Consider the following 17,818-nt stretch of genomic DNA (forward strand, 5'->3'; position numbering starts at 1 on the left):
CAAAAGGAGCACGGCCTGTCTTCACTACCACTATAAAGTAATAGAGGCATAAGAGCATCCCGTCGGATAACTCTTATGCCTCTAAGCTTAGTATTTTTTATGTGCTCTTTTTGCCGTCTAAGTCGACCTACCGCGGTCAACTTGAGGATGTTTAGTGCTATGACGACGATTCCGGCTTCGTTCTTGACCTTATCAAGGCCTCGAACCGAGAACCGATTGAAATGCAAAGAAGCCTTCATCTTGCCAAAAATTGGTTCGACATCAATCTTTCGTTGCGCATAGATTGACCCAGTTTCTGGTGCTGAAAGCAGTTTTCGTTCTTTGGCTTTAAAATACTCCCAAGCTTCGTTGACTGAGATCCGCCGCAAGTTGCCTTTCGGTGTGAGCGCAGCCGGGATTAATTGATGGTTCTCGTCATACTTTTCGGCGACGTATTCCTTGAATTGACGCGTAAACCCATACTTATCGGTTCGCTCACTATAACGATTAAAGTTGAAGCGCACCTCGTGTGGATCAATGAAGTAGTCATCCTTTTCGTGATAGTCCCAATTCATTACTTTGCGATCATCACTCCGCCATTTACGACTATTTTCCTTAAGCATGGTACCGTATGGCACGAGGAACGTATGCTCATCTAACTCGTCTTCGCAATATCGATAATTGCTCTCAGACCCGTAACCAGCGTCGGCGACAACGATCTTGCCAAGTGCTTGTTGAGACTTTAAATGAGCCAAAAATGTTGGAAATGTCCGCGTATCGGTGGGATTCTGAAAGAGGTCAAAGCCAGTGATAAATTGATTGCTAGTCGCAATCTGTAGGTTGTAGGCGGGCTTCAATTGGCCATTTTGCATTGGGTCTTCTTTGACCCGCATGAAGGTCGCACCATGATCAGTCTTAGAGTAGCTATTACGATTACCATAAATGGCCTGTTGCTGCTGATGCTCGCGCATTTTTTGGCACCGTTCATCGAGTTTACGCTTTTGTGATTTTAATGTCCGCCGCTGACGCTTAGCTGGGTTAGGCGAGACCTTCTTGGTGGCTTGAACTTCTTCATCAAGCGTAACCAGCTTATCCTCAATGACCCCAATGATGGCGTCGAGACTTTCCGGTGTAAGCTCTGAACCAGCCGGTACTTCGCCAATCACTTTGGCTTCATGCAGTTCACCTAGCATCGTAACTAACTGATCACGATTCATTTTGTCAAAGCGCACCGTGTTCTTACGCCAAACAAAGCTATACTTGTTGGCATCGGCCAAGATTTTGGTCCCATCAATAAATGAAACGTCATCAACGAGACCCTGTTCTTTCAAAAACACCGTTAAGTTGTTCAGACTTTCAGTGGTCAATTGTGCTAATTCTTCCGAAATACGGAAACGACAGATGGTCCGGTACGAAGGTACTTGACCCGCAATAAACCAACCAGCTGGTTTATTCTCACGAGCGAATTGCTCGATTCGACGACTGCTAAAAATACCGTATGTATAGGCCAATAGAACCAGTTTTAACATGGCGGCTAGATCATATTCGCGCGGACGACCAAATTGATAGTGATAGTCGATTTTCAATGATTCCACTAACGTATCAATGTAGCGGGCTGGGTGATTTTCTTCAGGAACATAGTCTAAAGCGATACTCAAAGTAGTTTGATTCATGTTATAATAACTTTGCATATTGAGATGTCCTTTCGGGGATAATTTCGTGGAGTACTGGGTGTGACCAGTGCTCTTTTTTTATTTTTTATTATACCAAAAGACCGGTCATGGAAAACCTGAAGATTTTCCATGACCGGTCTTTAATTTGAGGACTTATGTCACAGCCCCCTTTTTGTATACGGCTTAAAGGGAAAACTAGAGTCCCGCCTTGATTAGGTTCCAACTGCGTTCAAATCGTTGGGCATAGTCGGGGTCGTCCCATGTTTCTTTAAAATTGGGAAGGGTAAAGATGGCGAAGGCGGCGAGAATGGTTTCGGCCCGTTCATTGTGGCGGTCATGATAATCCATGATTTGCGAGATTATTTGGTAAGCAGGGGTCAGGACCTGCCTTAGCGCTTGGGGATGATTGTCAATGTAACGGGTATTGAGGGCAAACATTTGTGGATTGGTATGGTACGCGTTCTTTTTAGCGGTCACGAAGGCCCAGAGCCAGTTGTGTAACCGGTTTTGGGGTGTGATGGCTGCCTCGCCTTGAATCCGGTCGATAATTTCACGCTGAAACCAGGCGGCGGCCACGGCCTCCCAAAGTGCCTGTTTGTTTTGAAAATGTTTATAGAGCGCGGCATGTGTGATGCCCAGTGTTTTTGCAATTTGATCCAAAGTCACTTCAGAATGATGGGTTTCTTGAATCAGTTGTTCAGCGGTTTGGATGATTCTGTCGCGAGTTAGTGCCATATGAATGCCGAAGCCCCATGAGATAGAGGATTTTCGGCTCGCCTCCCTTAATCTTGTTTTGCTCCATTGTAGCATAAGTGATGGCTTGAGTAACTTTATTTGAATTTTGTAACTTAACATGATAGAATTCTCAAGGAGTTACAAAATGAGCGAAAAGTTACCGTTTATGAGGAGGATCATCCAACATGCAAGCTGCGCAGTTATATAAATACGATAAGAATTTTAAGCTCAAGATTAATGAAGTTCCGATACCTACGCCAACGGCAAATGAGGTGCTGGTTCGGGTTCAGTTTGCGGCCGTCAATCCCTTAGAGCAACTGATCGGTACCGGCAAGGTTAGATTAATTCAGGACTATGTGTTGCCAACAACAATGGGTAATGAACTTTCGGGGATTATCACCGCAGTTGGCGCTAATGTGACTGATTTTCGAGTAGGAGAGGCGGTGTATTCGCGGCTACCCCTAAACAAGATTGGGGCTTTTGCGGAGTTTGTGGCAATTGATCAGCGGGCAGTCGCCCTCACACCACAAAATCTAGATTTTGCCCACAGTGCGGCGGTGCCCCTGACTGGCTTGACGGCTTACCAGGGTTTACAAGAAGAACTGCATGTCCAGCCGGGGGAACGATTACTGATTCCTGGGGGATCAGGATCGTTTGGACAAATGGCGATTCCTATCGCCCGTGAAATGGGATTGCACGTCAGCGTGAGTGGTAATGCCAGGAGTAAGGCGGCCGTCTTGGCTAGTGGTGCAACACAATATTTTGATTATCGGCAGGAGAATTATTGGGAAAAATCAGCACCAGTGGATGCCGTGATTGATACCCTTGGGTCAAAGGAGCTAAGTCACGAACTTCAGATTATCAAGCCGGGTGGGAAGTTGCTCTCGTTGATTATGGGGCCCAACCGGCACTTTGCGCAGAGCCATCACCTTTCCTGGACAAAAACAGCCCTTTTCTCATTAGCAGGTGCTCGACTTGATCATCAAGCCAAGCGAGTGGGGGCCCAGTATCGGTTTATTTTTGTTCGCAGTGACGGCGCTCAGTTGCGTAAAATTACGCAGTTGGTGGAGCGTGAAGGTATCGTTCCCGCGGTCGATCCAACAGAACTTAGATTAGCGGATATCAATCAGGCATTAAGTTTAGTGGCGACTGGACACCATCAAGGAAAAGTCTTAATTCGTTTATAGGAGACCGCGCCAAGTTCGTCCCACAACAAAACCCCACGCTATCACGGCAGCGTGGGGTTCTTTTAGAAGTATTGAAGTTTTTGAAATGAATTATTTCGTGAAGTCGACAACCATCCGGCCAACGATCTTGTTAGCTTTCATTTCGTCGATGATATCGTTAACTTCGTCCAGACGACGGGTTTGAACGATAGGGTGAACCTTGCCTTCAGCACCGAATTGGAAGGTTTCAGCTAAGTCTTGACGGGTACCAACTAAGGAACCACGAACTGAGATACCATCCAGAACAGTCTTAGCAATGTTCAATTCCATATCGCCTTGAGGTAAGGCAACGGCAACTAACTTGCCATCTGGCTTCAAAGCGTTAACGGATTGCGTGAAGGCATCCTTAGTAACGGCCGTAACTTGGGCGTTATCAACACCGCCGACCTTCTTTTGGATTTGTTCAGCAACGTCACCGTCATGACGGTTGATTAAGATTTCAGCGCCGTCCTTCTTGGCAGCAGCTAACTTGTCAGGGTTACCATCAACGGCGATAACGTGGGCACCGAAGACGTTGTGGGCGTATTGGATAGCCAGGTTACCTAAACCACCGGCACCGACAACTTCAACCCATTGGCCGGGCTTCGTTTCACCAGTCTTCAGAGCCTTGTACATGGTTACACCGGCACAGGTCAGGGAAGTGGCTTCGATAGGGTCCAAACCTTCTGGAACCTTAACGGCGTAGTTAGCGTCAACGATACATTCTTCAGCCATGGCGCCATCAACGGTGAAACCAGAGTTCTTAACGTTGCGGCAAAGTGTTTCGCGGCCGGTCAAGCAGTATTCACAGTGGCCACAGCCCTTGAAGAACCAAGCGATGGAAACACGATCGCCAATCTTTAAGTTGTCAACATCGTCGGCAACTTGGATAACACGACCAACACCTTCATGCCCAATAATCCGGCCAGGTTGCTTACCGAAGTCACCGGCAGCAACGTGTAAGTCGGTGTGACAGAGACCACAATATTCCATCTTAACTAAAGCTTCACCATGAGTGATGGGACGTAACGTAACATCTTTAATATCAACGTAACCGTCGACTGAATCGCGAATAACAGCAGCTTTCATTTCAAAAAACCCCTTTTCTTTTTTCTACAATGCCTAGTATACTAAAAACTCATTCAAATTCAAGTGAAAATGTGAACAAAAACGAAAAAAATAATATGTGATTCGTTGTTCAAAGCCGACAATGAGTGCTTTCTTGGATTGTTGGGTAAACGGCCTAATGTGAAAGAAAAATTTTGAAGGGTTTTCAAGAGCAACTACAGCAATTGTATGCAACCGGTTGCCTTGAATTGCTGGCTTGAAAATCACTAGCGATCCCGTTTAAAAATTCGCTAAATGTGAAGCGACTGGTGGTTTTCGCATACAATTATGAGAAACTATGATAAAATTAAATGTTGAAATGAACAACGGACGTCCGCCGCCGGTATGGATTTGGTTGGTGGCGGACGCATTTAATCAGTCAGAGGAGTTAAAGCGCAATGAGTCGAATTTTAATTATTGAAGATGAAAAAAATCTTGCCCGCTTTGTCGAGCTTGAATTGAAGCATGAAGGTTACGAAACCAACGTGCAGTTCAACGGTCGAACGGGGTTGGAAGCAGCGCTATCCCAAGACTTCGACGTTATTTTGCTGGACCTGATGTTGCCAGAACTTAACGGCATTGAAGTGGCCCGCCGTGTTCGGGAAGTCAAGAGTACGCCAATCATTATGATGACGGCTCGTGACTCCGTAATCGACCGGGTCTCTGGGTTGGACCACGGTGCTGACGACTATATCGTGAAGCCATTCGCGATTGAAGAACTACTGGCCCGGGTACGGGCGCTGCTACGGCGGATTCATTTGGAAGGCGAGCAGAAGAATACCAAGCAAACGACCGTGAAGTTTAAAGATCTCACCATCGAGAAAGAAAATCGGATTGTTCGGCGTGGCGATGAGGTCATTAACTTGACCAAGCGGGAATACGAATTACTCTTAGCGCTGATGGAAAATATTAACGTGGTCTTGGCCAGAGACGTTCTCTTGACCAAGGTTTGGGGTTATGAGTCCGAAGTCGAAACCAACGTGGTTGATGTCTATGTACGTTATCTCCGCAATAAAATTGATGTGGCCGGCCAGAAGAGTTACATTCAGACGGTTCGGGGCACGGGGTACGTGATGCGTTCGTGAAAACGTTAGATCGTGAAAATCACGAGTTGCCTGAACAGACGCCTAAGGCTAAGAAAGGGTTTCGATTCTCACTGAAGTGGGAGTGGACACTATCCACAGCTGTGGGTGTGCTGATTATTTTTGCGGCCATCGTGTTTTTGATTTTTAACAGCTTTATGACGGTTCTAATGCGTCAAGAGAAGACGCACGTTGCCGATTCGCTGAATGTCGTGGTTGAACGGCTAAGCAATCAGAGTGCGACCTTGACGGATAGTCAGGTTGATCAATTGTTGCGTCCGCGGAACGTTTTGGCTGATGAGGCCAACAACTCTGGACAGGGGACCCTCTATAACAATGCAGTGGTCACAACGCTTGCCCGCGATAGTCAAACGGTAACGGTGTACAATCCCCAAGGACACCTGTTGTTCTCTACAGGCGATGTCACCGCGAAGTTTAGGGCGGTCGACAAGCAGCATATTGCGGTGGCAACCCTCAACAAGCGCAAGCATCTGGTTGGACGGATGCCCATTCATAGCAAGGAAAACAATCTGCTCTTAGGGTACGTTCAAGTGACCGACAATCTGAAAGATTATCGGGCCACCCAGGTCAAGTTGTTTCAGGTAGCGATTGTGCTGGGTCTAATCGCTGGGTTGGCCGTCGCGATTCTGAGTTATATCTTGGCGTCATTTCTCTTACGGCCGGTTGAGTCGATCCGCGAAACCATTCATGCTGTTCGGGACGATCCCCAGACGGACAAACGGGTACCGGAAATTCGGCATACCGATGAATTGAGTGACCTGGGGAACCTGTTCAATGGCATGTTGGACACCACCCAGGGCTACATGGATCAACAACAGCAATTCGTAGAGGATGTCTCCCACGAATTGCGGACACCGGTGGCCATCATTCAAGGGCACATGGAGATGCTGGACCGCTGGGGCAAGGATGATCCGGAGGTGCTCGACGAATCCATTAAGGCTTCTTTGCAAGAGACCAAGCGAATGAAGAGTCTGGTTCAGGAAATGCTGGACCTGCAACGAGCCGAACAGATTGAAGTGAACTACACCAATGAAGTCACTAATATCAGTGAAGTGGTGCAACAGGTCTATGATAACTTCAAAATGATTCATCCGGATTTTGTTTTTATTCTGGATGACGATGTGCACAGGCCGGTTCAGGTTCAGATGTACCGCAATCATTTGGAGCAGATCTTGATTATTTTGCTGGATAACGCGGTGAAATACACGCAGACCCGAAAGGAAATTCACCTGAGCTTCGAGAGCGACTCTAGGAACATCGAGGTGGCCGTTCAAGACTTTGGTGAGGGAATCTCCCAAGAGAACCGTGACCGGGTCTTTAACCGCTTCTATCGGGTAGATAAGGCCCGTTCACGGACCAAGGGTGGCAACGGTCTGGGGCTGGCGATTGCTAAACGACTCATTGAAGCCTACCACGGTAAGATTACCATCGAGAGTGCGGTCGGTTACGGGTCAGTCTTTCGGATTTCTCTGCCAATCTTGTCGGATGAGGATGCACGCGTCCTGAACGAAAAGAAGGAACGGGCACAGGCGGAAGCCAATGATACCGGGATTCCGGGAATCAAGTCGGCACTGCTGGAAGGCTCACCGGATCAGACCAAGGACGATTCGGATGATCAGCCGGATTCAAAAGCATAAAGGTTAAACGCATACCTCCGCGGAACGGACATTGTTCTGTGGAGGTATTTTTGTGTCCAATTTTATTTTGGTGGTTGACAGGTTAAGGGGGATCGGTTATTCTGAGATAACTAGTTAGTTACTCTAGTAGCTAACCAATATGGGGAGGAAACTAAAATGAAATTTTTACTGAAATTCGGACTGTTTTGTGGGGGCCTATTCGTATTAATCGGTGCCGGTGCGGTGATTACGCCCAATCTGACCAAGAACCACGGTTCAGAGCTGGCACTAGCGATTGATAATGTGAATCCGGCGGTTAAGACGGAAGACGTGTATGCCGATACGACGGTTAAACCCATTCGCCATTACATTGGTGGCGGTGGTGAGCACGAGTACGTCTACGAGATGCAGACCTACAATCAAAAGGGCGAGGCACGTAAACTTCACTTCGAGTCACAGTGGGTATTAAAGCCCCACCACTATTTGAAGATTACCACGAAGGGGCAAAACGTCGAGACGTGGAAAGCCGTCGACAGGGATGACGTTCCCAGTGGTGTTCGCCAGAATTTGATGATGATGTAAACTGGAGTACGAGCCGTTAGGAACTAATTTTCGGTTGGGCTAGGTTGGTCGGCGACTCAGGGGTGAAATAGATGATCGCCAAATCCATCTAGATGGGTCCGTCACCAATAGTCAGACTGAGAAGATTGCTTGTCCTCTGTAATGACGCTAATTGTGATGACCAATAAGCATCGTGATAAGGTTATCGGTCAGTAGTTGGGCATTGAAAAAGTTGCTAAAAAGTGAAGATGAAACGAAAAAAGTGCACGCAGTCATATCTCGACTACGTGCACTTTTACAACCTATTCAGACTTTAATTAATGGTGCCGTTGTTGTTTACCGGCATTCCGGTTACGATTCTTTTGTTGCGTCTTGGCACTGGCCTCGGCTTTGGCCGCTGGTGTGGCGGGTTTAGGTGCCACGGGAGCCACAACTGGAGCAGGCCGATCCTTCATCTTTTCCTTGATTTCCCGACGAATCTTAGGCCGGTAGAAGTTGATGATGAGCGTCTGTACACAGGCGAATAACCCACCGACGAAGAAGTACAGGCCTAATCCGGCTGGTGAACTCAACGTGAAGAAGAGGATCATTACTGGCGAGAGTAACAGCGTGATTCGCATCTGTTTCTTCTGATCCTCTGGCATACCCAACATTGAAAGGTAGGCTTGCAAGAGGTAGGAGAGGAAGGACAGAACGGCTAAAATCCAACTCGATTTCCCTAGCGGAATTGTCATGAAGACGGCACCAGATAGTTCTGGTGAATACCGGATTGCGGCATACAGAGCAGCGAAGATTGGCATTTGAATCAGTAAAGGTAAACAACCAATACCGCCCGTCATGCTGATGCCGTTTTCCTTATACATTGCCATCATGGCTTGGCCAGCGGCAGATTGTTCTTCAGGTGTCTTGGCTTCCTTTTGCCGTTTCTGTAAAGCAGCCATCTGTGGCCGAACCATTGAGATCTTTTCCTGTTGAACGGTGGCGCTCCGCATCTGCTTAACCATGATTGGGAGCAAGACCATCCGAACAATCACTGTCAGGACGATGATGGCCCAGCCGTAGCTGTTTCCGAAGATCTGGGCGAGCCAGTCCATGACGTGTTGTCCGGGAACGGCCAAGTAGTCGTAGACAAAGCCGTACGGTTTACCGTTTTTAGTTTGGACACACCCACTCAAGATGAGGGCCATGGCCGCTAACGCACCGGTAACCGTGACTTTCTTGGAGATTTTCATATTAATTTTGAACCCCTTTGTATTTAAAACGTAGAGCGCGCACGCCCCCAAACGACGAAAACGCCGCTAACATCAAACATATTACTTGATTTGGTGGTGATTTTCAAATGATTATCTAGTGATTATGCGAAAATCGGTAAATCGCTGGGGTCGAGCCGCTGTGACGTTGAGGTCGCGCACGATGGCCCAGGGAGTCACCCCATGTTTGAGCTGCTGGGTAAAATCAGATAATTGCTGGGCATCGCCACTAGCGACGATAGCGACTTGCCCGGATGGCAGGTTCTGAACGGTTCCGGTCACGCCCAACTGTTGGGCGAGGCGCGCTGCGGACCAGCGAAAGCCGACCCCCTGAACCTGTCCCGAGACTAAGATATGTTGCGTCATCACAAAAAAGTTCCCCCTTATGCTGGATGCTGGAAAATTTAGATTAATCATAACGCGAAGCACCGCGGCTGCCTAGTGATATGGTAAAATTAGTCGTGTGATCTGAAGGCTGAAAGATAGAAAACAGATGAGATCTCTGGTGTGACAAGGATAACCCCTATTATAATATGATTGTCGTGTACTGGCCGCCTTACCGTTCGCCAAATTTGACGCACTCACGGCTACATGAGATGTATCCAATTAAACTGACGGAACGTTGCCATTCCAGCGATGTCACCGCACATTTAGTGATTTTCAACCACTGTAACCGGAGACAGCCGGAGGACCGCTTCTCAGGCCGCAGGCGGTCCCCACAGCGCCGGAATCTCTGGCAGCCGCAGGTGGTCGTTGATGCCTAATTTAATGGCGATAAGCCTTACCAACTGGGACTGGAGTGTGTTCGCGGACTTTCGGCCTTTTGCTGGTCGGCAATTTTCAGGAACACCGACTGCCTAAAATGGGCAGAAAAATATAAATCTACTATATATTAAGTGAGTTTTTGAATAAATAAGTGCAAATTGAGTGGAGGAGAGTAACGTGAGAGAAAAAATAACGTCGGGTCAAAATAAACGGGTTAAGCAGTGGCGAGCCTTAACTTCAAAAAAGGGCCGCCGGGCGACACAATCCTACCTGTTGGAGGGGTGGCATCTGGTCCAAGAAGCGGTTAAGGCCCAAGTGCCACTGACGGCCGTCATGGGGACAACGGAGCAGTTAGCCGCGCATGCAGCGGCTTTGCCAGCCAATGTCGACGTCTTTGAACTGACCGACAGCATCGCCAAAACCTTGGGCGATACCAGTACGCCACAGGGAATCTTTGCCACGGCGCCAATCCCAGACGACACCAGTGTCACGCCCGCCACTGCCACGGGGACCTGGCTGTTCTTGGATCACGTGCAGGACCCCGGAAATATCGGAACGATGGTCCGGACGGCCGATGCGGCGGGACTAGCCGGTGTGGTTCTGGGCCAAGGCAGTGCGAGTCGCTTCTTACCCAAGGTGCTACGGTCGATGCAGGGGAGCCAATTCCACATTCAACTGGTGGAGGGCGACCTCCATGCATGGATTACGGCATTTACACAACGTCAATTGCCCGTCTACGGGACGAATTTGGACCCGCAAGCCAAGGATTATCGTGATGTGGCCGCGATGACCGCCGGCGCCATTGTGATGGGGAATGAGGGCAATGGCATGGCTCCGGATCTCCAGCAACTGACAACACAAAATCTTTACATTCCCATCAAGGGTCAGGCGGAATCGCTTAACGTTGCTGTTGCAGCGGGAATTGTCATGTTTCGGCTTGTGGGCTGAACGTTAAGAAACGGTAAATCAAGCTGACTTTCAAGACATTTTCATTGCTTTTTATTTAAAAGGAAGTATGATATAGGGTAATTGAGAAAGACTAAAAATCATAATTCTAAATGAAAAGGAAGCATTCTATGACCAAACTTACTTGGCGTGATGACCCCGAGTACCTCGCTTTAGTTTCTGATTTGTTGGAAAAGGAGCCAGTCCAACGCCTGGCGAATTATACCCAGCATCACCATTCAACCCGTTTGGAACACTCAATTTCGGTGTCCTATAACAGTTATTTAATTGCAAAGAAACTAGGCTTGAACACCCGGGCCACCGCACGTGGTGGGTTGTTACACGATTTATTCTATTATGATTGGCGCACGACGAAGTTCAACTTAGGCTCGCATGCCTTTATTCATCCCCGAGTCGCTCTGCGGAACGCCGAAAAGCTGACCGATTTGAGCCCGATGGAAAAGGACATTATCTTAAAGCATATGTGGGGTGCCACTCTGGCAACGCCTAAATATCGGGAAAGTGCCATTGTGTCCTTGGTTGATGACTATGAAGCGATCCATGAATTCTTTGGACCGACTCGGAAGCACGTCCAAGCCTTTGTTGAGAAGCTTACGCCTAACGCCTAGTTTCAGTTGAAACTTAGATGGGAGGCCAGAATTACCATGCAAATGATGTCATCAGAGAAGACCACAGACACGGTTGATTTCTCACTTTGTCCGCGTTTTGAGCAAACTTTTTCGTTTCTCGGGAAGAAGTGGAATGGGCTCATCATTGACGTCCTCCTTCATGAGGGACCCCAGCGGTTTAAGGATCTCGCACACAAGGTTCCCCGTTGTAGCGACCGTGTCTTGGTTGAACGACTGAAGGAATTAGAAGTGAATGGCGTCATCGTTCGCCGGACCTTTCCAGACAATTCGTTAATTGAATACGAATTGACAACGAAGGGTGAGGAATTCAAGGATGTTATGGCCGCGGTTCATGCGTGGTCGGATAAGTGGTCGTGCCCCACTGAGGCGGACCAGAAGTAGTTGACAGTCGGTCAAAAGTCGGCTAGTCTATAACTTGTAATAAATTTAAAAACGATGATAGAAAAGCAGTAGCCGGTGCAATTTGTCAGGAAGAGTTTGCCAAGACTGGAAGCAAACTTCAAATTACTGGGTGAATTCAGTTCTTGAGTTGTAATCGGGAGTCGTGGTGACACGATGAATGATTTTCCGGTGAGTGACCGTTATCACTTCTGAGTGTGGTTGATGCCTGCGGGGATCGACTGAATCAGGGTGGTACCGCGAAGCTTCGTCCCTAGTTATGGGGACGGAGCCTTTTTTTGTGGCCATTTACGGTTAACACTCAGAAGTGACGGGCTAACGGAATTAGGAAAGTAAAAGAAAATGGAGGATGACGTATGTCGTTAAAGGATAAACTTAGCGAATTGCGGCAACGCGGTTTAGCTGATATCAAGCAATCTTCAGACTTAAAAGACGTTAATCAAGTGCGCGTCCAGTTGTTAGGGAAAAAGGGCCCCATTACCGAGGTCTTACGCGGGATGCGTGACCTGGATGCCGAGGAACGGCCCAAAGTCGGGGCCTTCGCTAACGAGATTCGTGATGATTTGACGAATGCCCTGACGCAACGCAAGGAAGAGCTCGAACGGGCGGTCTTAAACGCCCAATTGGCCAAGGAAACGGTGGACGTGACGCTGCCAGGAACGCCGGTTGCCAAGGGTGAACCCCACGTGATCCAACAGATTGTGGATCAGATTGAGGACCTTTTCTTGGGAATGGGCTATCAGGTGCTCAGTGGTCCCGAAGTGGAAGAGGACAAGTACAACTTTGAGATGATGAACCTGCCGAAGAATCACCCCGCCCGTGATATGCAGGACACGTTCTACATTACCAAGGAAATCTTGATGCGGACCCAGACCTCGCCAATGCAGGCGCGGACCCTGGAAAAGCACGACTTCAGCCAAGGACCTTTGAAGATGATCTCTCCCGGTGTTGTTTATCGGCGGGATACCGATGACCCAACCCACTCCCACCAATTCCATCAAGTGGAAGGACTGGTCATTGATAAGCACATTACCATGGCCGACTTAAAGGGGACACTTCAGGTCCTGGCCCACGAATTATTCGGAGACAAATTCGACGTGCGGTTGCGGCCCAGCTACTTCCCATTTACCGAACCATCCGTTGAAGCCGACATTACCTGCTTTAACTGCGGCGGTAAGGGCTGCAAAGTCTGCAAGAACACCGGTTGGATCGAAGTGTTGGGTGCCGGAATGGTGCATCCAAACGTCTTGAAGATGGCCGGCGTCGATCCTGACGTTTACGGCGGGTTTGCCTTCGGGGTTGGTCCCGATCGTTTTGCCATGTTGAAGTATGGGGTCGATGACATCCGGAACTTCTACTTAAATGATGTCCGGTTCCTCACCCAATTTACAAAGAAAGGATAATCGCCAACCATGAAGATTTCATACAATTGGATTAAAGAATATTTAGACTTAAACGTAAAACCCGCTGATTTGGCGGAAAAGATCGAACGAACTTCCGTGGAAGTCGATAGTGTGACGACGCCTAGCGATGGCCTCAAGAAGATCGTGGTTGGTCACGTCCTTTCCATGGTCGCCCATCCCGACTCCGATCACTTGCACATCTGCCAAGTTGACGTCGGTGAAGATGACCCCTTGCAAATTGTGTGTGGGGCGCCCAACGTTGCGGCCGGCCAAAACGTGATTGTGGCCTTGCCAGGCTCTCGGATTGCCGACAACGTGAAGATTAAGAAGTCCAAGATGCGCGGCGTACCGTCCGCGGGGATGATCTGTGCCCTTCAAGAAATTGGTTTTAGTGAAGATGTCGTACCGAAGAAGTACGTCGATGGCATCTACGTCTTACCAGCCGATGCTAAGCCGGGCGATGCCGTCTACGATTACCTCGGCATGAACGACAGCCTGATTGACTTAGACGTCACGCCTAATCGTGGGGACATGTTGAGTCTTTACGGGACACTCCATGATCTGGCGGCCATTTACGACAAGCCACTCAAGCTGGATCGCCCGGACGTTAAGGAAACAGGTACCGACATTCAGGACCAACTGACCGTTCACGTGGACGACCAGCTCTCCTCGCAATACCGGATGCGCTTGGTCAAGAACGTCAAGTTGGCACCGAGTCCAATGTGGCTCCAGATTCGTCTCTGGAATGCCGGATTGCGGCCCATCAACAATGTCGTGGACATTACCAACTACATCATGTTGAAGTACGGCCAACCGCTACACGCCTTTGACTACGACAAGTTTGCTGGCGAAGACGTCTACGTTCGGACGGCCAAGGCGGGTGAAAAATTAACGACCTTGGACGAAAACGACCACGACCTTGATGAAACGGACATTGTGATTGCCGACGAAAAGGCGCCAATCGCCTTAGCCGGTGTGATGGGTGGCCTGAGCACGTCGATTCAAGACGGGACGACCACGGTCGCTATTGAATCCGCCGTCTTTGAGCACGATCACATTCGCAAGGCGGCTCAACGGCACAATTTGCATACGGATGCGTCCCAACGTTTCGAACGGGGCGTTAACCAAGCCGGTGTTCAGGAAGCCTTGGATGCGGCCGCACAGATGATGACAGAATTGGCCGACGGTGAGGTACAAGTCGGTACGGTGGTGGGCAGCGATAACGTGCCTGATCCCGCGGTGATTGACATCACGTTGACCCACGTCAATGCGATTCTGGGGACCGCCTTAACGATGGATCAAGTGACCCACATTCTGGAAAGCCTGGGCTTCACGGTCGCCGTTAGTGGCGATAAGCTGACGGTGACGGTTGCCGTTCGGCGCAATGATATTCACATTCCGGCCGATCTGCTGGAAGAAATTGCCCGAATTTACGGTTACGATCAACTCCCCGCAACCTTACCGACGGGCCGGATGACCATGGGTACACTGACAAGCAAGCAACGGCTGATGCGTGCCACCCGGCATTCGCTGGAAGGCTTGGGCCTGAACCAGGCGATTTCCTACGCGCTGACAACGGAAGCCAAGGCCCAGATGTTCATGATGAAGGCCAGCGAACCGACGCATTTGGCTTGGCCAATGACCGTGGACCACGCCGTTTTACGGATGAACGTGATCTCTGGTTTATTGGATGACATTGCCTACAACTCCGCTCGGAAGGTGAAGGACGTGGCGCTCTACGAACAGGGGCGGGTCTTCTACCGTGAAGACGGCAATGACCGCCCTAGCGAAGAGGAACACATTGCCGGCGCCATTACCGGAACGTTGATGCCCGAATCCTGGAACCAACCAGCCAAAGCGGTCGACTTCTATCAAATGAAGGGGATCGTGGCCGCTTACTTGAAGGATATGGCGGTTAATGGTGACGTGACCTACGTGCCAAACGCCGACATGCCGGAAATGCACCCGGGTCGGACCGCCGACATCTTGGTTCACGGTCACCGGATTGGGTTCTTGGGTCAGATTCACCCATTGGTCGCTAAGCAATTTAAGATTGCGGCAACTTACGTCTTTGAATTGAACCTGCAAGCCATCATCGACATGCCTAAGCAGGAGAACCAATACGACGTGATTTCCCGTTACCCAGCGATTACGCGAGACATTGCAATGTTGGTGGATGATGACATCACCAACGACCAAGTCGTGGCGTTGATCGAACGTCGCGGGGGTGCCTTCCTACAATCCGTCAAGCTATTTGACGTGTACGATGGCGTGAAGGTCCCGAAGGGCAAGAAGTCCTTGGCCTACACGTTAACCTACCAAGATAAGCATGAAACGTTGGTTGACGATGCCGTCACCCAGGCGTTTGACAAGGTTTCTAAGCGTCTAGAAGACGACTTAGGGGCTCAGATTCGATAAAATTATCAGTGAAGAGACGCGCTTGATTTCTCAGTTAGAAATCGAACGCGTCTTTGCTAAGTGTATGATTGGTGGATCGATTTATTACATTTTTATCAAAGTAGCGCTTTCAGGCTTCCGCGTTCTGGGAATTTCTGTATAATAGAGAAGACTATGGCTATAGAACGGAGGAAATAAGTTGGATAATGGCAATACGCCCACACCGTCAAGGCAGGATTCGGGCAAAAAGCGATCGTTTGGCCGACGGATCATGATTGGTGTCGCGAGTCTGCTGGTCTTACTGGCCGTGGTAATCGGTATCTTCGGGTATCACTACTTTCAGACGGCCCTCAAGCCGATGAATACGAAAGACAATGACGTGGTTCAAGTCCACGTGCCACTGGGGGCAACTTCCAATAAGATTGGACAAATCTTGCAGGATCAGAAGATTGTGAAGAGTGGGATGGTCTTCAACTATTACGTGAAGTCCAATAAGTTCACGAATTTTCAGGCGGGGTATTACCAGCTCAAACCGTCAATGACCCTCAAGCAAATTGCCAAACAGCTTCAAAAGGGTGGATCGGCAGAACCGATTCAAAGTACAGCAGGCAAGTTGTTAGTGCGTGAGGGCGAGACCGTTGATCAGTTGGCCGCCGAGATTCCCATTCAGACGGACTTTACGAAGACCGAATTTCTCAATCTGATGAAGGATCAGCACTTCTTTGACCAGTTGGCCAAGAAGTATCCACAACTCCTGAGTTCAGCTAAGACGGCCAAGCACGTGCGCTATCGTTTGGAGGGGTACTTGGCACCGGCAACGTATCAAGCCGGCAAGAAGATGACCCTCAAGGACATCGTGACACAAATGGTGGCTAAGACCGACCAGAACTTACAGGGAAGCTATGCGACCATCAAGAAGCAAAAGCGTAGCGTCCAAGAAGTCATGACGTTAGCATCGTTAATCGAACGTGAAGGGGTCTCGCAAACGGATCGTGATAAGATTGCGGGCGTCTTCTTGAATCGGATCAAAGCTGGAATGGCTTTGCAATCTGACATTTCCGTTCAATACGCGTTGAAGACGACTAAGAAAACGTTGACGTATAAGGATCTTAAGGTCAAATCACCATACAACCTGTACGTGCACACCGGTTATGGTCCAGGACCGTTCGATAATCCAAGTGTATCTTCCATTAAGGCAGTGTTACATCCTAAGGAACAGAAGAAGGGGTACTACTACTTTATCGCGAATACCAAGACGGGGAAGGTTTACTTCTCCCAGACTTACGCGCAACATCAAGAAAAGACGAGTTCATTAGCAAGTGATAACAAGTAAAGGATGGCGACAGTGTTGGCAGACAAGAAGCGACCGATTATTATTGGGGTTACCGGGGGTTCCGGGAGTGGCAAGACAACGGTTAGTCGGGCAATTTTTAATCAATTGATTGGGCATTCCATCATGATTCTACAACAGGATTCGTACTACAATGACCAATCCGAGATGACCATGGAAGAACGGGCGGCCGTCAACTATGACCATCCCTTGGCTTTTGACACGGATCTCCTGATCTCGCAGCTCAAGCAGTTGCTGGACCGTAAGCCGATTGAAAAGCCCGTCTACGACTACACGCTTTCTACGCGGAGTAGCAAGACGATTCATCAAGAACCGCGGGACGTCATCATCTTGGAAGGGATTCTGATCCTGGATGACGAACGGCTACGGAACCTGATGGACATCAAGGTCTTTGTCGATACGGACGATGATATTCGCATTATTCGGCGCATCGAACGGGATATGAATGAGCGGGGCCGTTCCTTGGAATCCATCATTCAACAGTACCTGGCCACCGTTAAGCCAACGTACCATCAATTCGTGGAACCCACGAAGCGTTACGCCGATCTGATCGTGCCCGAGGGGGGCGAAAATCAGGTCGCAATTGATCTCTTGGTCACGAAGATTCGGGCGATCCTCGAAGCTAGTGGCAATGAACAAGTTTTTGACAATCCAGATACAACCATATAGAATAGGACGG

At 49.0% G+C, this 17,818-nt stretch carries 16 protein-coding genes; 11 read left to right on the plus strand and 5 right to left on the minus strand.

Features of this window, described 5'->3' with window-relative positions; genetic code table 11:
- Both HEQ50_RS06255 and HEQ50_RS06260 read right to left on the minus strand, forming a co-directional pair.
- Positions 1 to 1,670 (minus strand): IS1182 family transposase (locus HEQ50_RS06255; protein ID WP_232842699.1); only part of this gene is annotated, 1,670 nt, incomplete at its 3' end.
- A 177-nt stretch (positions 1,671 to 1,847) separates the two neighbouring features.
- Positions 1,848 to 2,507 (minus strand): TetR/AcrR family transcriptional regulator, encoded by a 660-nt coding sequence (locus HEQ50_RS06260; RefSeq protein WP_232842700.1) that lies wholly within the window; start codon positions 2,505 to 2,507, stop codon positions 1,848 to 1,850.
- Between the two features lie 65 nt (positions 2,508 to 2,572).
- Between HEQ50_RS06260 and HEQ50_RS06265 the strand changes: the two genes are divergently transcribed.
- Positions 2,573 to 3,574: an NADP-dependent oxidoreductase gene (locus HEQ50_RS06265; protein WP_168899671.1), complete on the plus strand. Its 1,002-nt coding sequence runs from the start codon at positions 2,573 to 2,575 to the stop codon at positions 3,572 to 3,574.
- 90 nt (positions 3,575 to 3,664) lie between these two features.
- On the opposite strand, the gene adhP is transcribed toward HEQ50_RS06265, so the two are convergent.
- Positions 3,665 to 4,681, minus strand: coding sequence for an alcohol dehydrogenase AdhP (gene adhP, locus HEQ50_RS06270; protein ID WP_168899672.1), 1,017 nt, complete (start codon positions 4,679 to 4,681; stop codon positions 3,665 to 3,667).
- A 416-nt stretch (positions 4,682 to 5,097) separates the two neighbouring features.
- On the opposite strand from adhP, the gene HEQ50_RS06275 reads away from it, so the two are divergent.
- From HEQ50_RS06275 to HEQ50_RS06285, 3 genes are all read left to right on the plus strand, one after another.
- A complete protein-coding gene (locus tag HEQ50_RS06275; protein WP_020090053.1) occupies positions 5,098 to 5,784 on the plus strand; it encodes a response regulator transcription factor in 687 nt (228 codons plus the stop codon).
- Positions 5,781 to 7,439 carry an ATP-binding protein gene (locus HEQ50_RS06280; protein WP_168899673.1) on the plus strand — a complete coding sequence of 553 codons (1,659 nt, stop codon included), beginning with the start codon at positions 5,781 to 5,783 and terminating at the stop codon, positions 7,437 to 7,439. Before HEQ50_RS06275 ends, HEQ50_RS06280 begins: the two co-directional genes overlap by 4 nt.
- A gap of 156 nt (positions 7,440 to 7,595) precedes the next feature.
- The gene (locus HEQ50_RS06285; protein ID WP_168899674.1) at positions 7,596 to 8,000 is read left to right on the plus strand and encodes a YxeA family protein; all 405 of its coding nucleotides are present in this window, start codon (positions 7,596 to 7,598) and stop codon (positions 7,998 to 8,000) included.
- A 296-nt stretch (positions 8,001 to 8,296) separates the two neighbouring features.
- On the opposite strand, the gene yidC is transcribed toward HEQ50_RS06285, so the two are convergent.
- Both yidC and HEQ50_RS06295 read right to left on the minus strand, forming a co-directional pair.
- Positions 8,297 to 9,211 (minus strand): membrane protein insertase YidC, encoded by a 915-nt coding sequence (gene yidC, locus HEQ50_RS06290; protein ID WP_168899675.1) that lies wholly within the window; start codon positions 9,209 to 9,211, stop codon positions 8,297 to 8,299.
- Between the two features lie 111 nt (positions 9,212 to 9,322).
- The gene (locus tag HEQ50_RS06295) at positions 9,323 to 9,595 is read right to left on the minus strand and encodes an acylphosphatase (protein ID WP_232842702.1); all 273 of its coding nucleotides are present in this window, start codon (positions 9,593 to 9,595) and stop codon (positions 9,323 to 9,325) included.
- A gap of 576 nt (positions 9,596 to 10,171) precedes the next feature.
- Between HEQ50_RS06295 and HEQ50_RS06300 the strand changes: the two genes are divergently transcribed.
- From HEQ50_RS06300 to udk, 7 genes are all read left to right on the plus strand, one after another.
- Positions 10,172 to 10,942 (plus strand): RNA methyltransferase, encoded by a 771-nt coding sequence (locus HEQ50_RS06300; RefSeq protein ID WP_168899677.1) that lies wholly within the window; start codon positions 10,172 to 10,174, stop codon positions 10,940 to 10,942.
- A 128-nt stretch (positions 10,943 to 11,070) separates the two neighbouring features.
- Positions 11,071 to 11,568, plus strand: a complete 498-nt coding sequence (locus HEQ50_RS06305; RefSeq protein WP_168899678.1) for an HD domain-containing protein — start codon at positions 11,071 to 11,073, stop codon at positions 11,566 to 11,568.
- A 36-nt stretch (positions 11,569 to 11,604) separates the two neighbouring features.
- The gene (locus tag HEQ50_RS06310; protein WP_168899679.1) at positions 11,605 to 11,970 is read left to right on the plus strand and encodes a helix-turn-helix domain-containing protein; all 366 of its coding nucleotides are present in this window, start codon (positions 11,605 to 11,607) and stop codon (positions 11,968 to 11,970) included.
- A gap of 374 nt (positions 11,971 to 12,344) precedes the next feature.
- The gene (gene pheS / locus HEQ50_RS06315; RefSeq protein WP_168899680.1) at positions 12,345 to 13,391 is read left to right on the plus strand and encodes a phenylalanine--tRNA ligase subunit alpha; all 1,047 of its coding nucleotides are present in this window, start codon (positions 12,345 to 12,347) and stop codon (positions 13,389 to 13,391) included.
- Between the two features lie 9 nt (positions 13,392 to 13,400).
- Positions 13,401 to 15,809, plus strand: coding sequence for a phenylalanine--tRNA ligase subunit beta (gene pheT, locus HEQ50_RS06320; protein WP_168899681.1), 2,409 nt, complete (start codon positions 13,401 to 13,403; stop codon positions 15,807 to 15,809).
- A gap of 178 nt (positions 15,810 to 15,987) precedes the next feature.
- The gene (gene mltG, locus HEQ50_RS06325) at positions 15,988 to 17,121 is read left to right on the plus strand and encodes an endolytic transglycosylase MltG (protein ID WP_168899682.1); all 1,134 of its coding nucleotides are present in this window, start codon (positions 15,988 to 15,990) and stop codon (positions 17,119 to 17,121) included.
- 3 nt (positions 17,122 to 17,124) lie between these two features.
- A complete protein-coding gene (gene udk / locus HEQ50_RS06330) occupies positions 17,125 to 17,808 on the plus strand; it encodes a uridine kinase (RefSeq protein ID WP_168899683.1) in 684 nt (227 codons plus the stop codon).
- Positions 17,809 to 17,818 lie beyond the last annotated feature (10 nt).

Source organism: Lactobacillus sp. HBUAS51381 (assembly GCF_012641095.1).
Classification (GTDB): domain Bacteria; phylum Bacillota; class Bacilli; order Lactobacillales; family Lactobacillaceae; genus Levilactobacillus.